The 20,732-nt window shown below is 44.9% G+C and carries 12 protein-coding genes; 10 read left to right on the top strand and 2 right to left on the bottom strand.

All coding sequences use genetic code 11. The features are described 5' to 3' along the window. Positions 1-85: 85 nt before the first annotated feature. The 3 genes from GCHA_RS02160 to GCHA_RS02150 all read left to right on the top strand — a co-directional run bounded on the left by GCHA_RS02160 (position 86) and on the right by GCHA_RS02150 (position 3,777). Positions 86-436, top strand: coding sequence for an L-rhamnose mutarotase (locus GCHA_RS02160; protein WP_007984544.1), 351 nt, complete (start codon positions 86-88; stop codon positions 434-436). A 335-nt stretch (positions 437-771) separates the two neighbouring features. Beyond that, positions 772-2,340, top strand: a complete 1,569-nt coding sequence (locus GCHA_RS02155; RefSeq protein WP_007984540.1) for an alpha-L-fucosidase — start codon at positions 772-774, stop codon at positions 2,338-2,340. Positions 2,341-2,382: 42 nt separating this feature from the next. Then, a complete protein-coding gene (locus GCHA_RS02150) occupies positions 2,383-3,777 on the top strand; it encodes a family 16 glycosylhydrolase (RefSeq protein WP_007984538.1) in 1,395 nt (464 codons plus the stop codon). Between the two features lie 152 nt (positions 3,778-3,929). Here GCHA_RS02150 and GCHA_RS02145 read toward each other — a convergent pair whose 3' ends face one another. After that, the gene (locus tag GCHA_RS02145) at positions 3,930-6,131 is read right to left on the bottom strand and encodes a glycoside hydrolase family 3 C-terminal domain-containing protein (protein ID WP_007984537.1); all 2,202 of its coding nucleotides are present in this window, start codon (positions 6,129-6,131) and stop codon (positions 3,930-3,932) included. Between the two features lie 109 nt (positions 6,132-6,240). Here GCHA_RS02145 and GCHA_RS02140 point away from each other — a divergent pair, with 109 nt between their 5' ends. The 3 genes from GCHA_RS02140 (at position 6,241) to GCHA_RS02130 (ending at position 10,752) form a co-directional block, all read left to right on the top strand. Beyond that, positions 6,241-8,088, top strand: a complete 1,848-nt coding sequence (locus GCHA_RS02140; RefSeq protein WP_007984536.1) for a sulfatase-like hydrolase/transferase — start codon at positions 6,241-6,243, stop codon at positions 8,086-8,088. Positions 8,089-8,119: 31 nt separating this feature from the next. Next, positions 8,120-8,998: a helix-turn-helix domain-containing protein gene (locus GCHA_RS02135; RefSeq protein WP_007984534.1), complete on the top strand. Its 879-nt coding sequence runs from the start codon at positions 8,120-8,122 to the stop codon at positions 8,996-8,998. Positions 8,999-9,111: 113 nt separating this feature from the next. Then, on the top strand, positions 9,112-10,752 hold the full coding sequence (locus GCHA_RS02130; protein WP_007984533.1) for a sulfatase family protein: 1,641 nt from the start codon (positions 9,112-9,114) through the stop codon (positions 10,750-10,752). Between the two features lie 376 nt (positions 10,753-11,128). On the opposite strand, the gene GCHA_RS02125 is transcribed toward GCHA_RS02130, so the two are convergent. Then, on the bottom strand, positions 11,129-12,688 hold the full coding sequence (locus GCHA_RS02125) for an alpha-L-fucosidase (RefSeq protein ID WP_007984531.1): 1,560 nt from the start codon (positions 12,686-12,688) through the stop codon (positions 11,129-11,131). 379 nt (positions 12,689-13,067) lie between these two features. On the opposite strand from GCHA_RS02125, the gene GCHA_RS02120 reads away from it, so the two are divergent. From GCHA_RS02120 to GCHA_RS02105, 4 genes are read left to right on the top strand one after another with little or no spacing between them, the layout of a single operon-like run. Continuing rightward, the gene (locus tag GCHA_RS02120) at positions 13,068-16,019 is read left to right on the top strand and encodes a glycoside hydrolase family 2 TIM barrel-domain containing protein (protein ID WP_007984530.1); all 2,952 of its coding nucleotides are present in this window, start codon (positions 13,068-13,070) and stop codon (positions 16,017-16,019) included. Beyond that, the gene (locus GCHA_RS02115) at positions 16,009-17,658 is read left to right on the top strand and encodes a DUF5060 domain-containing protein (protein ID WP_007984529.1); all 1,650 of its coding nucleotides are present in this window, start codon (positions 16,009-16,011) and stop codon (positions 17,656-17,658) included. Before GCHA_RS02120 ends, GCHA_RS02115 begins: the two co-directional genes overlap by 11 nt. A 4-nt stretch (positions 17,659-17,662) precedes the next feature. Next, positions 17,663-19,141, top strand: coding sequence for a mannitol dehydrogenase family protein (locus GCHA_RS02110; RefSeq protein WP_007984528.1), 1,479 nt, complete (start codon positions 17,663-17,665; stop codon positions 19,139-19,141). 12 nt (positions 19,142-19,153) lie between these two features. Next, positions 19,154-20,722: a sodium/sugar symporter gene (locus GCHA_RS02105; protein WP_007984527.1), complete on the top strand. Its 1,569-nt coding sequence runs from the start codon at positions 19,154-19,156 to the stop codon at positions 20,720-20,722. The last annotated feature ends 10 nt before the right edge of the window (positions 20,723-20,732 follow it).

The following is a 20,732-nucleotide window of genomic DNA, read 5'->3' as shown; positions in this document are numbered from 1 at the left end:
TTTAATTAAAATGTACCGTATTTACAATTTAACAACAATTGTTTTATGCATTTATTACTGACAAATTTTGATCTAAGGAATACACATGGCCCACAAACGTTACTGCCTAGCGTTAGATTTAATCGATGATCCCGTGCTGATAGAACAATATATAGCGTTTCATAAACCAGATAAGGCATGGCCAGAAATCACTCAAAATATGCGCGAGATGGGCATAGTCGATATGGAAATTTATCATCTAGGGGATAGGCTTTTTATGATAATGGAAACAAACGAGCACTATGATCCTAACGCGTTACCGTCAACGCCTGAGGGCAAAGCAAAGAGTGATGAATGGGAAGCTCTAATGTGGAAGTTTCAAAAGCCGTTACCTTGGGCAAAGGAAGGGCAGAAGTGGGTGGAGATGGAAAAAATATATGATTTAAAACTCGCCTGAAGGAATGTCCCAGCGGCTTCTGCTCTGCGTTTTCGCGAATTGGAAGTCCTCACGAATTGAAAAGTTCTCACGAATAGAAAGTTCTCACTATTTGAAAAAGAACAGTCATTACGACATAGCGACGCCTTTATCAAAAACCGCTGGGTGCGTTCTTAAGGGGCACTTATTAATGTGGGTTGGTACAACCTGGTTTGTATGGCGCGTTTTATGGTTTACGCCTTGGGTGTGTCTCACATTTGAACAGTAATACATTTAATTTAAATTTGAATGTTGTTATTTATATGTGATAGTTTTGTGGTGATTGTGTAGCAGATTTTTGATGAGGATAGAGGCTAATGGCTCGCTTTATATATTTTAGTGCGATATTAGGGACGATTTTGAGCACCTGTATCAGTGTGCAAGTCGCCGCTCAAGAAACGTCAGCTAATCAATCAGACTCTTTTATTTCTGGTCCTTATGAAGCCACGTGGGAATCGTTGAAACAGTATGAGACACCGCAATGGTTCCAAGATGGAAAGTTAGGGATCTTCATACATTGGGGCCCTTATGTGGTGCCTAAATACTTAGGGCCATTTTATGGATACCATATGTATCGAGAGCAAACTATTGATATTAAAGGTAATCCGAATCCAGATAGAGTTAACAAAGTCTACCAGCATCACATAGAGCACTATGGAGGCACACAAGAATTTGGCTATAAGGATTTCATTCCCAAATTTCACGGTAAAGATTTTGATGCCAAGCAATGGATAGCGTTATTCGAAAAGGCAGGAGCGAAATACGTTGTACCTGTGGCTGAACATTGCGATGGTTTTGCAATGTACGACTCAAATATCACCCGTTGGGACGCCGTCAACATGGGGCCTAAGCGGGATGTTGTAGGAGAGATTTTCGAAGCAGCTAGAGAGAAGGGCATGAAGGTGGGTATGTCTTCCCATTATGCTTATGGTTGGTACTGGTGGGGTTACAAAGAAGGAACGGATACGGTTGACCCGGCGTTTGCAGACTTTTATGGAAAACCTCACGCTATTACCGATCCCCACAGTGAAGAGCATGTAAACAAGTGGTTTGCCCGAAGCATGGATATGATGAAAAGCTACGAACCCGACTTACTCTGGTTTGATTTAGGATTTTCTAACCCAGAGTACGAAGAAAAGCGTAAATCGCTGCTTGCCCAATATTACAACCAGGGCGTTAAAAACGACCAAGGTGTGGTATTAAATTATAAAAATATTAGCTACAAGCCCATACCAGATGGAGCGGCAGTGCTCGATGTGGAGTCAGGTAAATTAGACCGTATACGCGAGATGCCGTGGCAAACAGACATGTCACTCGGGGGGTGGCGCTGGTCTTACAATGACGATTGGCAAACTATGCCAGCGGATAAGTTGATTGGCGATCTAATTGATATCGTAAGTAAAAATGGCTCGTTGCTGCTCAACGTGGCTCCTGATGTGAACGGGGTTATCTCGCAAGATCAAGTCGATGTACTAATGGAGCTAGGCGATTGGCTGGAGCAAAACGGCGAGGGGATCTACCAAACAAGACCTTTTAGCGTATTCGGGCAAGGTCCTACGAATGCCAAACTTGTATTGCATGGCAATCATAAAGACACAGGCTATACCTCGCGAGATATCCGCTATACCCGAAAAGGCCAAACGATTTATGCCTTTGTACTCGATTGGCCGCAAGAACAAAGCAGTATCTCCTTTAACGCTCTGGGTAGTGAGCAACACCATTTGATTGACCGGATTAAACGCGTTTCTTTATTAGCGACCGACAAGGAGCTCGACTGGCAACAAGATGCGGATAAGCTCAGAGTAAGCCTACCTAATAAGCGTCCGGCCAAATATGCGCTTGGGATCAAAATCGAATTAGCTGACCTTCCCCCTGACGTGCTTTAAACGCTCAGGGAATCATTCTTTATCTAATATTAGGAATTTTCTATGATTGCTAACAACAACGGGCCGGTACTAACGGCCTTAGCGGCTGCGCTATGCTTGGTAGGCTGCCAACAAAGTAATAACGATATGTCTACTGTGGCGGCACCAAGCAGTGTCCCAAGTTATTTACCGCAAGCTCCAGAGGGCTTTGAATGGGTGCCTATTCAAAGCATGTCTGATGAGTTTAATACACATCAGCTCGATAGCACAAAATGGCGCGACCACATTACGACTTGGCAGGGACGACCACCGGCAGAGTTTTTAAAAGAGAATGTGAAAGTAGCAAACGGCAACTTAGAGCTCAAAACTTCGACTCACCCTAAGCCTAACGACACATACTCCATGGCGGGTGCTGCTGTATCTGGAAAAATGCCTACCACCTTTGGTTACTTTGAAGCACGTATCAAAGCGTCGAAAACCAAAATGTCGACTACTTTTTGGCTGCATTCTGATCAGGCGGACGCAAGAGAGGAAGGCTGTGGTCAGTATCATTCAACCGAGCTGGATATTTTGGAGACAATTGGTGGCTGGCCAGAAGATAACTGGGCTAACGTAATGCGTTCAAATACGCACTACAAACCAAGCGAAATGGTTGACGGAAAATGCCAAGGGGCGCCTTATATTTCAAAGGGCACGAAATATGACAGCAAAGCTAAGCTTTCTGAGGACTTTAACACCTATTCAATGTGGTGGGTCACTCCAAATCAAATGCACTTTTATTTTAACGGCAAGCTCACCGGCACAGTTGACCTTGCCCACGAGAGAGACCGCTTACCTTTTGACAGTGAGATGTCATTACGCATGGTAGTTGAAACGTATAATTGGCAACCTAAATGGATACCTGAAGGCCACGCACCGTATCCAAGCGAGAGTGAATTAGATGACCCTGAAATTAATACGGCTTATTACGACCATGTGCGTAGCTATCAGTTGCAGTCATCTGCTGATAACCTGTTAAGGGATGCTGGGTTTGAATCGTCAATGCGAGCTAAAAGCTGGCAGCTGGTGGGTGAGCAAGCGAATTTTACTGACGCACCGAATATGAGTTACACCCAAGCATGGGGCGTTAAACTAGGCGCTCAAAGTCATGTACAGCAAAGGGTAACCTTGACTGAGGACGCTGAGTATCAGATTTCTGTATACGCTAAAAATACCAACAAAGTAGACGCGACGAAAGGCACGTTAAATGTGTTAGATGAACAGGGGGAAATACTCGAGTCGGTGAGTATTTCAGCTGATACGTTTTCTTCTTATACCTTGCGCTTTTCGGGGCAAGAGGGGCAAAAAATCACACTGCGTATGAGTGGTGCTGAGCAAGGCAGCACTAAAGTTGATGGCGCTGAAGTTAATAGTACTGTGTTTGATAACATTGCTATGAGAATAGTGACGAACAATTAATTCGCACTCTTACCCATATCTAAGTACGCATATTTAAGTACGCATATTTAAGTGCAGTATGACAGCTGAATCAGCGAGTATGCGGGTAAACCAAAGAGAAAGGCCAACTATTGGGGGTCACTTCAATCTATGTTGGCCTTTTTGGTGGGTTTTTAGATAACGAACTTGGCTATTTGTGGTTTAGCAGCACCTAGTGTTTCACTGCGATTGCCAGGCGAGGCATTACCCACGATGACACTATACTGACCTTTTAGTAGCACTGGTTTGCCTTGCGCATTTATGGAATACAAGTGCTTCTTCGGGATGTTGAATAGCACTTGTTCGGTTTGCCCAGCAGCCAATTTGATTCGGGTAAACCCTTTGAGCGAGTGAAGGGGTTGGCTGACACCGGCGTCAGGCGTTTTAAGATAAAGCTGAACCACTTCTTCAAACTCGCGCTCCCCTGTATTGGTGACATTCACAGTTACCGTCATGTTCTCTTGCGGCTCGTTTTTGCTGGCAAGTGCCTGAGTGTTACCAAGCGTAATGTTATCAAATTTGACTTGCGCATAACTTAAGCCGAAACCAAACGGATACATAGGCTCTTGTGTCATATAGCGGTAAGTACGCTCTTGCATGCTGTAGTCATCGTAAGGAGGCAGTTGCGCTTCTGATTTAGGAAACGTGATAGGTAAGCGACCGGAAGGCGAGCGCTCGCCGAACAGAATATCGGCCACGGCTTTTCCGCCTTCTTGGCCTGGGTACCAAGCAAATACAATGGCGTCAGCAAGTTCTGCTATTTCGGTTAAGTTGACTGGCGTACCTGCGGTCAAAACCACAATAACTGGCTTATCATTGTCTTTTCGCAATTTACGTAAAAATGCAATTTGGTGTTCAGGTAAATCTAAAGAGAGCCTATCGCCTTTGTGTGGGGACGCTATCGCTTCACCTTCTTCACCCTCGTAAGCGCCAGATAGCCCCATCACGGCAATGATAACATCGCCCATTTGCTTGGCTTCACCTGTTGTCCAGTCAATCGGGTTTACGTTAGCTTGATAGGGCAAAATGCCTTGTTTGTAATTAATTGTGGTGCCGACACTGACATTGGCAGTAATGCCATCGAGAATATTTGTGGTTTTACCACTCAAACCGTAATAATTTCCCAGCAAGACTTCGCTGCTACTGGCAAATGGGCCGGTAACATACAGGTTTCGAATATTTCTATCTAAGGGCAAGATGTTGTTTTTATTCTGCAAAAGCACAATCGATTTAACCGCCATTTCGTAAGCGACTTGTGCATGCGCCTCTGAATTGACGACGTCAGCAGAAATATTGTTGTACGGGTTATCATCTTTAGGGTCAAAAAAGCCTAACTTAAATTTAGTGGCCAGTACCTTAGACAGACGTTTATCTATGGTTTTTTCGTCAACTAGGCCCGCTTCAACTGCATCGGGAAGTGCATTGTAGACAGCCCCACAGTTTAAATCCGTACCGGTATTGATGGCCAAAGCGGCAGACTCTACGGCGTTGGCGGTCACCTTATGATATTGATGAAAATCAGCTAACCCCCAGCAGTCTGACACCACGTGTCCGCTAAATCCCCATTTGTCCCTTAGCACGGTATTGAGTAAAAAGTCTGAGCCCCCAGCAGGATGCCCGTTGACTCGGTTATAAGCGGCCATAACGGTTTCGACATTTGCCTCTGTGACGAGAGCTTCAAAGGCAGGAAAATAGGTTTCGTACATATCTTTTGGGCTGGCGATAGCATCAAACTCATGGCGCAGTGCTTCAGGGCCAGAGTGCACGGCAAAGTGCTTTGCCGCCGCGGCTGTTTTCAAATATTTGGGGTGGTCCCCTTGCAGGCCATTTACCATGGCCTTGCCCATTTGCGCAGTAAGATAAGGGTCTTCGCCATAGGTTTCTTGACCTCGTCCCCAACGAGGATCTCTGAAAATATTGATATTGGGTGTCCAGAACGTTAATCCTGAGTACTTACTGCGGTTGCCTATTTCGCTGGAAACATTGAATTTTGCTCTAGCTTCATCCGAAATCACCGATGCAGCTTTTAGCAACAGGTGTTGATCAAATGTTGCTGCCATTCCTATGGCTTGAGGGAAAACCGTTGCCCGGCCGTTTCTTGCTACGCCGTGCAATGCTTCGTTCCAAAAGTCGTATTCAGGTAATCCAAGACGCTCTATGGCTACATTGCCATTGACCAGCTGGGATGTTTTCTCTTTAAGCGTCATTGCATCAATTAACAAATCGATACGCTTTTGAGTAGGAAGTTGGGTATCAAACCAGGGTTGGTCATTTGCTAAAGCAGGCGTTGCTACACACAAAGCGAGTAAGGACATTGCTGCGTTTCTAATTATCATCTAAGCCTCTTTATTTACATTAATGCAACAGAAATAGGTAAAGCAGTATACATTAAATATAAATTATGTGTATCATATGTAAAAGTTTGTTTTCTGGGGTTTGTGTCCTATGCAGGTAATGATCGTCGGTTTATTTGGTTGTGTAATCGCTTCGCTGTTATTAACGGCCTGTACTAGGCTCTCTGGAGAAAATGATACTGCTAGCCTTGAGACGTCAGTTGAAGCTGCTACACCGCAATCGGAAATAGATAAAGCACATCAAACACATACCAATGTGGTACTGATCCTTATTGATGATTTGAGTCACTATGGTGTGACGGCATACGGGGCAAACAGATTACACAGTTATGACGGTGAATTTACCAAGGAAGAGTTCGCTACTGAGAGTATCGATGCATTGGCGCAGCAAGGTATACGAATAGATCGAGCCTTTGCTTATCCAATCTGTGAAAACACGCGAATTGCCTTGATGAGTGGCAAACGAAACGACAGGAATTACCTTCAACCAAAATCTCAGCATAGCTCTGATTTAACCTTTGGCGATGCCTTTAAAAAAGCAGGGTACGCCACAGGCCTATTTGGAAAGTGGAAACAAACCCGCGGCACAGTAGAGGTATCAGGCAAAGACTATATAAGCGAGTTTGGTTGGGATGATTACGCCGCCTTTGATGTGGTAACTGAAGGCCAACGGTATATTAATCCGAACCTTGTGATAAATGGTCAAGTGCACAATTACAACAGCCGAAATGACCTCGACCCTGAGACGGGCAGACGTTGGTACGGGCCAGACATTATTAATCGCCATGCGTTACGGTTTATAGAACAAAACAAACACAATCCTTTTTTCTTGTATTACCCGATGATTTTAGTGCATGACGATCATAAGCCGACACCTGATACACAACCTGAATCGATATTTGATGAGTTCCCTGAAAATGCCGACTACAACAACACGCGAGGAGATGATCGCCAATACTTCCCGGACATGATCCGCTACATGGACAAAATGATAGGAAATGTGGTGGAAAAGTTGCGCCAGCAAGATTTGCTCGATAACACCTTAATCGTGGTTATGGGCGATAACGGGACCAAAGAAACTTTCGGCCATGTGCTACCTGATGGAAGCATTTATCCTGGTAGAAAAGGCGGCAACGCAGACAACGGCTTACATGTGCCCTTGGTGCTGCATTATCCGGGGAAAATTCCAGCTGGAAATTCAACTGAATATCGCACCTATGATGGACTCGTTAATTTAACCGATATTTATCCAACGATTGCGCAAGCCGCTGGTATCGAGCTACCGAATGCTCAGCAAATAGATGGCATCAGCTTTTGGCCCCAAGCAACAGGCCAGAGAAACGACGAGCACAGGCAGTACATTTACACCTGGTATATCGGCAATGAGACCTACAAAGACGAAGATAAGGTTTTGCGCTACGCATTCAATAAACACTTTAAGCGCTATGCACCAGATAAAGACTTCCCTGAAGGCAGGTTTTTTGATTTGCGTACTGACCCCCTTGAGCGTCAAGGGAGCAAGGTTGTTGAAAAGAAATGGAAGTTAAAGCGTTTCAGCGGCTTGGATATCTCGCACCTTACAGCGCAGCAAGCTGATGCTTATCGCTACCTTGGGGCCATCTTAGACAAACATAAATTAACCCCAGTTACGCAACTAAGTATTGATGCAGCACAAACACACTTATCACCTGGTGACAGCGTAACACTTCATGTCAACGCTTTACCTAAACACGCCCAAAGGCAAGGTGTTATTTGGGAGTCCAGCGCCCCAGATATCGTCAGCGTTGACAAATTTGGGCAGATCAAAGCACACAAAGTGGGGCAGGCAACAGTTCGTGCTTATTCTTGGGAAGATGCACAGCCTTTAGCGGCCAATAAAGCGCCCACTTATCAACGTACAGGGCTCTCAACGTCTGTGATGGTAGAGGTGACACGATGAAAGTGAGCCAAGCTAACAGCGGAGAAAGTCAATGAATACAGTACATTCAGGTGCTTATTGCGAACCTTGTTGTATCAAGGACGGCCACGAAATTGAAATTCATCATGTGAGCTATCGCCAGAAAGAACACTACCAATGTGAAATGCATTTCCATGAAGTACAAGAACTCATTTTTTTCGAACAGGTAGAAGGCACGTTTTACTATCATCAAGGGGAAACCACCTTGCGACCGTTCGATGTGGTATACACACCCGCCATGGAAACCCACGACTTTGATCTCACCAATGATGCTAAGTCGTGGTATATCGTGCAATTTCCGAAAGCTCTCTTTGAAACCGAGCAATTCAGTGGCTTATCTAGTTTATTTGAAGTTGGCATGCACTTACGTATCCCTGATGCATATCAAGCGCAACTGCTACAGATTATTCGTTGGGCTCACGAAAGCTTTAACTCAGATAAGTATCATGCCAAAAGTATCGCGTTACTGAATTTAGCATTGGTCATACTCAAAGAGCATGGGGAAGTAAAAAATGCTCAAGTACCGCGTATTTTAAGCTCAAGATCGCTCAATGCGAAGATCAAACCGGTAATGGAAATATTTAGAAAGCAATCTAGTGTGGTGTTGAGCCTCGAAGAAGCAGCGAAAAAATGTCATCTGTCGCCCTCTTATTTTTCTCGCGTTTTTAAAAGCATATTCCGTTTTTCTTATTCCGAATATGTGGTGCGTCATCGTTTGTATCACGCAGCAAGAATGCTAGGGCAGAGCAGGGTCTCTATTACACACCTTAGTTATGATTTGAACTTTTCGAACCCTTCACACTTTATTGCTCAATTTAAAAAACAATATGGCTGCACACCAAACCGCTATCGCAAAGCTATCATGACAAAGTACGCCAAAAATGAAGCGTAATGTGAGGTTAATGTTATGCGATTTTAGAAACTATACATTCATATATAAAATATGGACGTTTCACCAAGTCTGCTAGGGTGAAATCACCCAAGCGAGCAGGAGTGCATGTAACCGTGAAGCAAACCTTCAACCTAGATAATTTGAGCAATATTTTGAAATCGTTTCTTTTTCACCGCTTTTTTAACCCCTTTTGGCGCTTATTTGGCGTTTTTGCCAAACGTTTTTCGGCCCGCTCTCCTTTCGTTTGGCTGTCATTTCTTCTGTTTTCTTTGCCGTTTCAAAGCGCTGGAACGCTCGCCAAGCAGCCCGATGTGGTGGTGATTTTGGCCGATGATATCGGACTGGGTGACATTAGTTACTACACAGAAAACCTTTTGGCGAAAAAGCCTGTCGTGCGCACTGCGAATATTGACGCGCTCGCCCAGCAAGGCGTGTGGGTTAATGATGCGCATTCGGCTACCGCACTATGTGCGCCGACGCGCTTTAGTGTGATGACAGGCAAGAATAACTATCGCTCTGAATCACCTTGGGGGGTGTGGGGGAGTTTTCAGCAAAATGTTATTGCGCCCAATACACCTACCCTTGGCAATGTGATGCGCCAGGCAGGCTACAAAACTGGATTCGTTGGTAAGTGGCACCTCGGTGGTGATTTCTTGCGAAAAAGCGCTAAAGACGTTTTTAGAGGTTCTGATGAAGGATTTCTAGCAGACGTTGATTTATCGGTAATGGTCGCAGGCGGGCCGAATGATCTCGGCTTCGATTATAGCTATATGCTTCCTGATGGGATCCAGGGGCCACTGTATTTAGCATATGAAAATCAACGCTGGGCACCGCTATCACGTGCTTCAAGTATTATTCATGTTAATGAGTCGACGGCGTCTGACGTAAAAACGATATCTGACAAAGGCGATGGCATGGGAGACAGTGCCTGGCAAACCAGTAAAATAGGTGATGTGCTTTCTTCACAAGCGGTTGAGTTTATTCAAGGGCAGGCCAAAGACCAGCCGATCTTTTTATATTACGCCAGTCCTATGGCTCATTTACCCCATATGCCACCCGCCTATTTTGATGGTGAGAAGGTGGCAGGTAGTACGCCCTCTGCGCACCTGGATATGATCCATGAATTAGATTTACAAGTGAAAAGGATAGTGGCTGCGCTTAAATCCACAGGGCGTTACAACGACACCTTAATTATCTTTACGTCTGATAATGGTGGTTTGGCCTATCGCATTCCCGGCACACTTGAGGCTGGGCATCGGTCTAGTGGTCAATATAGAGGAAGTAAAAATAGCGCATATGAAGGCGGGCACAGAGTGCCGTTTATTGTCTCTTGGCCGAGTAAATTGAGTAAGGGTGTGCAGCTAACGTCTGCCGTTTTGGTGCAAGATATTTTAGCCACTATTGCCGCAGCAGCGGGCGCACCCATCGACAGTAAAGCCACGGCAGATTCTAAAAATTTATTGCCTCTGTTGACCAGTGCATCCGAGGAAGAACGCGACTTTATGATGTTGCAAGGTGGGTCGAATAACGAATTGATTTATCGCCAAGGGGATTGGAAGCTCATCATGCAAAGTGACCGTAAAATCTCGAAATTTGAACCTATCGCTCTGTTTGACCTAAGTCATAATCCACAAGAGCATGAATCGAAGAATTTGCTCAAATCGCCTAAGCATCAAAATAGAATCAAACAGATGCTGAAAAGCTATAAACACATCAGGCAATCGGGTATGACCACAGTCAGCACAGGACATTAGTGCTGCTGAGGTGAGTGTGCAAGAGGCAGCATCTAGCCGCTTCTTATACCATTCCACGTTAATAAGTAATTAACCACTGTGCTTTCAAGTTCGAGCGACACAGCGTAAGTCCTTTCGGCGGTGTCTATCGCTCACTAGCTCAGCAATAATCTCAGCATCTGCTATTGGTCTTTCTCGCCTATGCCTAAGCGGTTTAAATTGCCGCGGGATTATAATAGAGGGGGAATGGAGGGGATGGTAATTGAAGGCATTGGTATTCGAAAGTGCGTTAAAAAAAGAGTGAACGAGTAGAACTGAAATGGCTGCATGTGCCGGTTAGGGAAACTACAGAAAATGGCAGCCATCAGCGGACACAACCGATGACTGCCAACAGGACCTATTTCGTGATTTTTATCACTTGAGCGAAAGGCGACGGTGAGGAATCTGGCAAGGTGACAGTTAGGCCATTCTCAGTTTGTGAGTAGCTTAACTCCCCATCATGACCAAGCATGGTCACGCTGGTTACCTCATCAGGGTAATTTTCGCTATTAATTGAACGGATCGTAAGCTCATCACGATCTTCTGGCCAAGCCATTACGGTCGCGTACAAAGCATCGCCGTTTTGAGTAAAACGAATATCACTGCTATTAAAGTCTTTACGGTGGGCCTCTGCATCATTGGAATTGGTGCCATCTATGACAACAGTAGAGCCTTCACCAAATGTAACCCAAGGGCGAGTATTGTAAATCGCTTCACCATTAAGTTTTAACCAACTGCCAATTTCAGCCAGTAAATCAATTTCTGGTTGCGGTATGGTTCCATCCGGTTTTGGACCGATATTGAGCAGCATAGAACCATTTTTGCTGACAATATCGATCAAATCATCGACTAACGAATTAGCGTCTCGGTAGGAAGGGTTGGTAACATAGCCCCAAGACGTTTTTGACACAGAGGTATCTGTTTGCCAAAAATACTCATAGGTATCAGACATTTGTCCACGTTCTATATCCAGCACTGCCGAACCCGGTGGAAACGAGCGAAATTCGCCCAAGTCTTTGTAGTTCAGAGCTGGCATGTCGTCCCATGTTGAGCCTTTATTGTAGAAGTAGCTGGTGAACTCTTTTACATGTTGATGAAACGGCTCTGATGCCATCCACCAATCAAACCAAATAAGATCAGGTTGGTATTTATCTACAATTTCAACTGTTCTTAACAACCAGTCGTCTAAAAATTCTTGAGTCGGTGGTGTTTCGCCAGCTTCAGAGGTTTCTCGGCTAACGGCGGGTCCATACAGATCGCGATAGGCATCGTCTTGTACATCACTAGGCACTTCTCGCCCACCTTCGAAGAACCACCAGTTTTCAGCACGGTGACTGGACAAGCCAAAATAAATATCAGCCTTGTTTGCTGCCGTTTTTAATTCTGCGATGACATCCCGTTTGGGCCCCATTTCAACGGCATCCCAACGTGAGTAGGAGTTGTCATACATAGAGAAACCGTCATGGTGCTCTGCCACCGGAACGATATATTTAGCCCCTGAGTCTTTAACGACCTCTAACCACTTGTCTGCGTCAAACTTTTCAGCGGTAAATTGTGGAATGAAATCTTTATAACCAAACTCGGTTAGCGGGCCGTGTTTTTCCTGCTGATAAGCAAACTCTTCTGTATCGCTTAAATACATCTTACGTGGGTACCATTCGCCATTATGCGAGGGCACGGAATAAACGCCCCAATGAATAAAAATGCCGAACTTGGCATCTTGGTACCAAGTAGGGATCTCATACTCTTTGAGAGACTCCCAATTGGCTTTAAACGGACCTTGATTAGCGACACTGCGGATTTCAGATAACTTTTCACTGTGATCGGCTTTATCGTTCGTAGTGGTAGACACATCCTGCGGCTGTTCTGAGCACGCAGCCAGTAAGGTGGCAACAGTGACAGCTAATAGACTTTTCATTGGTATCATTTTTCGAGCCATTTTTGATTAATTCACGTTAATAAAATGTTAGCAATACTATAAATTCAAACGCCCTGGAATTGCAAATAAAATTTACATATGAAAGTCATTGTTTTTATATGCATTTAAGGTGTTCGCGGTTCTCCCTTGTTTTTATCGGCGCGATTACGCCGAGCTCAAAATAGCTAAATGTATGTTCTGATAATAATAAATTAACCTACCAATCATAGTGTTATTGCTGATTCTGCGTACTCAATTCCTTAATGACCTTATGTTAAATAAACGTACAATATTCTTTTGGTTATCATATATAAATATTAACAATTGCATTTGAATGATGTATTGTCGGCGAATTGTTTGGTTGATGTAAGGTTGAATTATGTCTCTGCGTATCTTTTTTTTGTGTCTAATATCTTGTGTGGTTTTAGATGTATTCGGGCAAGTTAAAACACTTGAAACGACTTCTATAAGCGTGCGAGAGAATATAAATTTGGGATGGCGCTATCACAAGGGGCCGGTGAAGCATCAGCCAAGCAGCGCACAATGGTCTGCGCACGGCTGGGAAGAGGTTAGCCTTCCTCATAGCTATGCACTTACTTCAATCAACTTAGATAACAGCACTGATGATAAATCCCAGCAGACATTTCATCGCGATATTAGTTTTTACCAACGAACGGTAAACATCAGTGGTCGTCCAGACAGTAAGGTTTATTTAGAGTTTGAAGGGGCTCACCAGAAAACCCGTTTGTGGGTTAATGGCCAATATGTGGGTGAACACGCGGTGGGTGCCTATACCCCATTTCATTTTGATATTTCAGAATTTGTCGCTCTTGGTCAAACCAATACGCTTACGCTTGAGTTAGATAATCGCCGTAACAAGCAGATCCCTCCTGATGGCCACACGGCCGACTATGTACTATTTGGTGGCCTTTATCGGGATGTTTACCTTAATGTTTTAGACCCGCTGCATTTTACTTTCGATTGGGATTCAAATACCTCAGGCATTTTTGTTAGCACCCCAGCGGTGACAAAAAAGGACGCTACGGTCACCGTGCGTAGTGAGGTTGTAAACGCAGATAAAAAGCCACGCAAGTTCTATGTACAAACCTATATCGTTGATCAACAAGCTGTTGTTATAAAGCGAAAACGCACTGAACATACGCTTGATTCAGGCACGACTCGCTTGGTGAAACACACCACAGGGATAGATGAAAACTTACAACTTTGGTCACCCGACAGTCCTTATTTATACAAGGTTGTCAGTCAGGTACTAAATGAAGAAGGAAAGGTTTTACACAGTAAAACTAACCCACTGGGGATCCGCAAATTCGAATTGGTGTTAAATAAAGGGCTGTTACTCAATGGCGAGCCAATAGAAATTATCGGCGCGAACCGTCATCAGCACTTCCCCTATATTGGTGATGCGGTTCCAAACAACCTGCACCGTTTGGATGCCCTGAAGTTTAAGCGTTCTGGGATGAATTTAGTGCGCTTGGCGCATTACCCCCATGACAATGCTTTTTTGCAAGCCTGTGATGAACTCGGGTTAATCGTCGTGGAAGAGCCGCCAACTTGGATTGGCATGGGAGACGAACTGTGGATGGCAAGATTAGAAGAGGCCGCACGGCGGATGATTCGAAATCACCGCAACCATCCATCAGTGTTGGGATGGGGAGCAGGCATTAATCACAGAGGAACCATTAAGCGGCTCCACTATGCGGCCAAAGAAGAAGATCCTACACGGATCAGTATGAATAATGGCACCCTTTGGACCGGTGAACAGCACTCAGGTATTACCGATTTGTATGCGGTTATGGATTACAGAGGAGCGAAGCGCCAAGCAGATGATTTGCTTTTTGCTATGGAACACTCAGGGTCTACTGACAGCCTTTCTCTGCAAGAAATTGTATCTCGTTACAAGGGTGACCCGAACTTAATTGGTTTGGCATCTTGGAGTGCACACGACAGCCAATCATTTATAAAACGTGATGAGCAATATCCAAATTTATCCGTTTGGCAAGCAGCTAGCTGGGACGCATTTCGATTACCCAAACCAAATTACTATTGGTATCAGTCAGAGCTAACGTCTGAGCCTATGGTACATATTGCTGACGTTCGTGGGCAGTTTGAACAGCAGGTACAGGTTTTTACCAATGCATCAGAAATTGAACTATTGCATAACGATCGCCCTGTTGGCCGCTTTAAAGCAACACGTGGGGCGCAAAATGAGCATCTCAACTCGCCCTCTATTTTGGTGCCTTTTCATTGGCAAAGCGGCACGTTAACGGCGCTGGCATACCACAGTGACGGAAAACGCGTTGTCGCTAAGCATCAAAGAACGAAGGGTAATGATGCTGCTAAGCTAGAAGTCACGTTTGATACAGATATGACTGCTGATGGGTTCGATATAACGGCAGATGGCTCAAGTATCATTCTTGCCTATGCAAAAGTAACAGACCAACAAGGGGGGCTTATTGATAAGGATACCCCTGAAGTTAGGTTTGAGTTACAAGGCCATGGGCAGATTGTGGGTGATAAAAGCATTGGTGCTAATCCTGTGACTTGGCGAAACGGCCATGCTCCTGTGATGATTCGGGTAGGTACAAAGGCGACGGTATTAACCTTGACTGCCCATAGTGAGGGGTTGCAATCAGGCAGTGCTAGTTTGACGTTAAATGCATCTGGTGAAGAACAGTCAAAGCGCGACGCGCCCCGCTTACTGGACCCGCTGACCCTGAACGTCGATTTTGGTAATCATGAGCAGCATCCTCAAGAAAACTTCTATGTGTGGTCTCATCAGTCGGGCAATGACGCACGTACGCTTACTGCCGACAACGGACAGCCGGTAAAAGTAGCCTTATCTGGCAGCACTGAGCCACTGCATTGGGATAATACTTGGGGGGTTCCGGGTGACCTGAGCTTTTTAATCGAAGATGGAATAAACAACACGAATGGACAGCCCATTACGCTGCATTTTAGTCAATTACCCCAAGGGCAATATGAACTAAAAACATGGCATCACATGTTAAGTGATGATGGCGACGCTATTCGCCCTTTGCGTTTTACAAGCCAACACAGCAATAACGCTCAAAGTGTTAGTCAATATCGTCCCACATTTGGCAAGCGTATCGCTATCACCGAAGCGGGCGGTGGAGAAAGAGGCGATGGGGGGTCGAATAAAGGTGCGGCTGGTTTTGCGCTTCACACCTTTACTGTAAACGAACAGGGGAAGGCGTCATTGTCTATGGCGGCGCCCGAGGGCAACCAACAAGTGCGCCTAAATGGCTTTCGCCTTTCTCAGCTAACGCCAGGAGCAGTCGATGACATTTAACCTCAAATCCCTATGTTGTTTTTGCTCTGTGATGATAATGCTCAGCGTAGCTCCAGTGTCAGCCTCAACACAGGCAAAGGCTGGCGATCCTGTGCCACTTCAAGTTGAAAAATGGGAAGTGCTGGATATTGACTTAGTGACCCAAGCTACCACTAAAAATCCTTTTGTGGCTCAGGTGAATGCGTATTTTACCCATCAGGCAACGGGTAAGAAACAAACTGTTCCTATCGTTTTTAACGGCGAACATCACTGGCTGTTGCGCTTTTCTGCTGCGCAAATTGGCGATTGGCACTACCAAATCGAAGGAGATGTGCCTGAGCTTAATGGTGTGAAGGGTGTTGTGCAGGTGGTAGCGAATGATGATCCGTCGAATCACGGGGCCATGGTCTTATCACCTGACAATAAACAAGCATTCGCCTATGAAGATGGCAGTGAGTATTTTCTGCTGGGGTACGAGTTAGATTGGTTATTCGCCTTAGATTATAGCAATGACAAGGACACGCCAAAAAGTGAACATTTGTTGTCACGCATAAAAGAGCATGGTTTTAATCATGTGGTGATGAATGTGTATGCTCATGATGTGAGTTGGCAAAAAGACCCAAAACTTGCAGCTCATCCAGAGCATGAATTCGGAGGATGTCAAGATATCTACCCGTTTCTGGGAAGTAACGAACACCCTGATTTTTCAGGTTTAAATGTGGCGTTTTTCCAAAAGCTGGATCGCAGTATTCAATTGCTTCACGACAAACGCATGGTCAGTCATCTAATGATTTACGTGTGGAATAAAATGGTTAGTTGGCCTGATATGAATTCAGATGCAGACAATATGTATTTTGACTACGTGGTTAAACGCTATCAAGCGTTTCCCAATATTGTATGGGATATTTCAAAAGAAGCATTGTTCTATGGGCGAGCGGATGAAGCCTACATTAAGGGGCGTATTGAGCGGCTGCGCAGCATGAACCATTTTAATCGCTTAGTGACGGTTCACGATTTTAATTATTGTGCGAAATATCCTGAGCAAGTCGATTTTATATCTACCCAAGATTGGGGATATGACATTTATAACCGCATGCTCAATGTTAGAAAACGCTTCGCCGACAAGGTGATATATAACATTGAACATGGCGGCTATGAAAGCGCTCCTTATGAAGTGTTCCCAGGGGATTACACCGACCCTGAAGTGGTACTTAGAAGAAACTGGTTAACGATATTTGCCGGTGTGTACAGCACCTACTATTGGCAAGCAAATGCGTGGAACGTCATTATTTATAATCCATTTGAACAAGTCGACCCCAGCGCCCATCCCAAGTTTAGTTATTTCAGCGCTATGGCTGCATTCTTTGAGCGTTTTACGTTTTCTTCTTTCACACCTGTGCCTGGCAAGAATGGCTCGGGCTATACCATGGTCGATGAACAAGACACCTATCTAATTTATGTATCGAAAGATAATTTTCAGATGTCTAGAGGAAACTGGTATCTGATGCCTGAGGGCAAAGAGCCAAATCGTACGATGCAGTGGTTTAACACCCTAACAGGGGAGATGACCGAGGCTAGTGATATCGAAAAAGGACAGCTATTTATTTCACCGTGGCGTGGCAGCGCCGACGCCATTTTGATCAGTCAGGTAGTAGAGTAACCCCATGACCCAGCTTATAAAACTTAACGAAAACAGCCTTAAAGACATTGCTAACCCAAAAATTAGGGTTCCGCAATACCGTATGCCGCCTAGCGCCGCCAAAATCGGCATAGTGCATATAGGACCTGGTGCGTTTTTTAGAGCTCATCAGGCTTGGTACACGCATCAAGCGTTGCAGCAACACGGGGGAGACTGGTGTATCAGCGCTGTATCGCTGCGCTCTAGTGGTGTTAGTGACGCACTTACCGAGCAACATGGATTATATTGCTTGGCTGAGCTAGATAAAGAAACACACTTTGAGGTGGTTGGGGCAATAAAAGAAGTATTGGTTGCACGTCAGCAATACCATGATGTTATTGCTCGGCTAACGAACATCGATACAAAATTTGTCACCCTGACCATTACTGAGAAGGGCTATTGCCTTAACAATCAAGGTGAACTTGACCTGACGCATGAGGATATTAAGCACGATTTGGCTGGGACGAATGAACGTATTTCCGCTGTTGGAATACTCGTCCAAGCATTGTCTGTTAGGCACGAAAAAGGCTTGCCTGCATTCACCGTTGTTAGCTGCGACAACATAACGGGTAATGGCACAAAATTAAAAAATGCATTGGTGTCGTTTGCTGCACAGACGAACCTAACACTGGCGACATGGCTCGCTGACTCATTAACTTGCCCAAGTACCATGGTAGATAGTATTACCCCTGCAACAGACGATAGTCTGCGCGACTTAGTCCAACAAAAGCTCAACATAAAAGACAATTGGCCCATTAAACGGGAAGCCTTCTTACAGTGGGTGATTGAGGATTGCTTACCCGCTGATAGACCCGCTTGGGACCAAGTGGGGGCTATTCTAACCCGAGATGTCGAGGGCTTTGAAAAAGCCAAACTGAGGTTGTTAAATTGCCCTCACTCAAGCATTGCTTATTTAGGCTGTTTACTCGGCATTGAAACAGTGTATGACGCCATGCAAAACACCCAGTTGGTGGAATTTATTGAGAAAATGATCGAGGAAGAAATTTTGCCCTCTATTGATGGGCCAAAAGAACTGGATGCAAAACAATACAGCCAAGATATTTTGCAACGCTTCAGAAATCCTGCCATTCGCCATTTGTTGAGTCAAATAGCATGGGACGGTTCACAAAAAATCCCCATGCGTATTTTACCTATTGTTCAGCAAAATTTAATTGAAGGACGCAGCGTGGCGTTACTTTGCCATGCGTTAGCCAGTTGGATGCACTTTGTACGTCTGCAATTCGCGAAAGGTGAAAATGTGGTGGACCCATTGGCAGCTCAGTTAAAGAAAGTAACTGACTCGTGCAACGGCAAAGCATACAACGACACGGCCTTATTTTTGACAATGACAGCTATCTTTCCCCCGTCATTAGCCGCTAATGGCGAATTCAAACATGCCCTAGAAGCGGCGTATATCAATTTAGCTCCCGTCATTAACAACAATCAGCATAGCTGGTCTGCGTAAGAGGAATTTAGGATGACACTCACATTAGCCCCCTTGGATATCGGCGTATTTCTGGCCTATGTATTGGCGCTTCTTGCTATTGCGTTATGGATTTCCCGGGACGAAAAGTCTCATGAACGAAACACGAAAGATTACTTCCTAGCGAGCAAATCGTTACCTTGGTGGGCCATCGGAGCGTCACTGATCGCAGCGAATATCTCTGCTGAGCAAATTATTGGTATGTCAGGCTCTGGTTTCGCACTGGGATTAGGGATCGCCTCTTATGAATGGATGGCTGCCATTACCTTGATTTTAGTTGGCAAATATTTTCTACCAATCTTTTTGAGGAACGAAATCTACACCATGCCGCAATATTTGCAGCAGCGCTTTGATGGCAGAGTAAAAACAACCTTAGCCTTGTTTTGGTTAGCCGTATATGTGTTTGTTAACCTGACGTCTGTGTTGTGGTTAGGGGGCTTGGCAATCCAAAGCGTAGCGGGGATTGACTGGCTGTATGGGATGTTATTTTTAGCGATATTTTCTGTTGCCTACTCTACTTATGGCGGCCTAAAGGCGGTGGCCTATACAGATATTATTCAAGTGGTGCTGCTGGTGTTTGGGGGCTTACTACTGAGCTACCTCGCTTTGCAACAAGTGTCTGGCGGTGAAGGTCTGGTCAAAGGTTTTGCTATTTTAACTGACAAAGTCCCCGGTCACTTTGACATGATTTTGAGCCCAGACAACAGCGAATACATGAATTTACCTGGCATATCAGTGCTGGTAGGGGGATTGTGGGTGATGAATATCGGGTATTGGGGCTTTAATCAATACATTATTCAGCGTGCTTTAGCTGCCAAAAATATACAAGAAGCACAAAAAGGCATTGCCTTTGCTGCTTATTTGAAGCTTTTAATGCCAATTATTGTGGTATTGCCGGGAATAGCCGCAGTACTGTTATTCCCTGATTTAGACAAGGCAGATCAAGCGTACCCCTCAATGATGTCCTTAATGCCGATTGGTATTAAAGGGCTGGTTTTTGCTGCGCTTGTGGCCGCGATCATCTCTTCATTAGCATCAATGACTAACAGTATCTCTACTATCTTTACCATGGATTTATACCGTCCTTTAAATCAGGGAAGAAGTGAGCATCATTACGTTAATGTTGGTCGCGTAGCCACGCTGGTTTCCTTAGTGATTGCCGTGTCAGTTGCTCAGCCGCTTATCGGCCAATCAGAACAAGCATTCCAGTACATTCAAGAGTTTACCGGGTTATTTTCACCTGGTATTACGGTGATCTTTTTAATGGGTATGTTTTGGTCTCGAACAACATCAACGGCTGCACTTGCTGCAGCGTTAGGATCAGCTGCTTTCTCTGTACTGCTTGCTATTGTCTGGCCTAGCTTACCCTTTATGGATCGCATCGGCTTGGTGTTCCTTCTATGTTTAGCGCTGGCGTATGTCGTTTCATTATTTGAAGCCGCGCCAGAGGTAAACAAAGGTGTTGAACTAAAAGACATCAGCTTTAGAACAACTAATGGGTTCAATGTGGCCGCTATTGGTGTGATCATCATTTTAACGGGTTTGTATGCAACTTGGTGGTAGCCGGACACGC

The sequence above is a fragment of the Paraglaciecola chathamensis S18K6 genome, from assembly GCA_000314955.1.
Classification (GTDB): Bacteria; Pseudomonadota; Gammaproteobacteria; order Enterobacterales; family Alteromonadaceae; genus Paraglaciecola; species Paraglaciecola chathamensis.
This window is presented reverse-complemented; position numbering and strand designations above follow the sequence as displayed.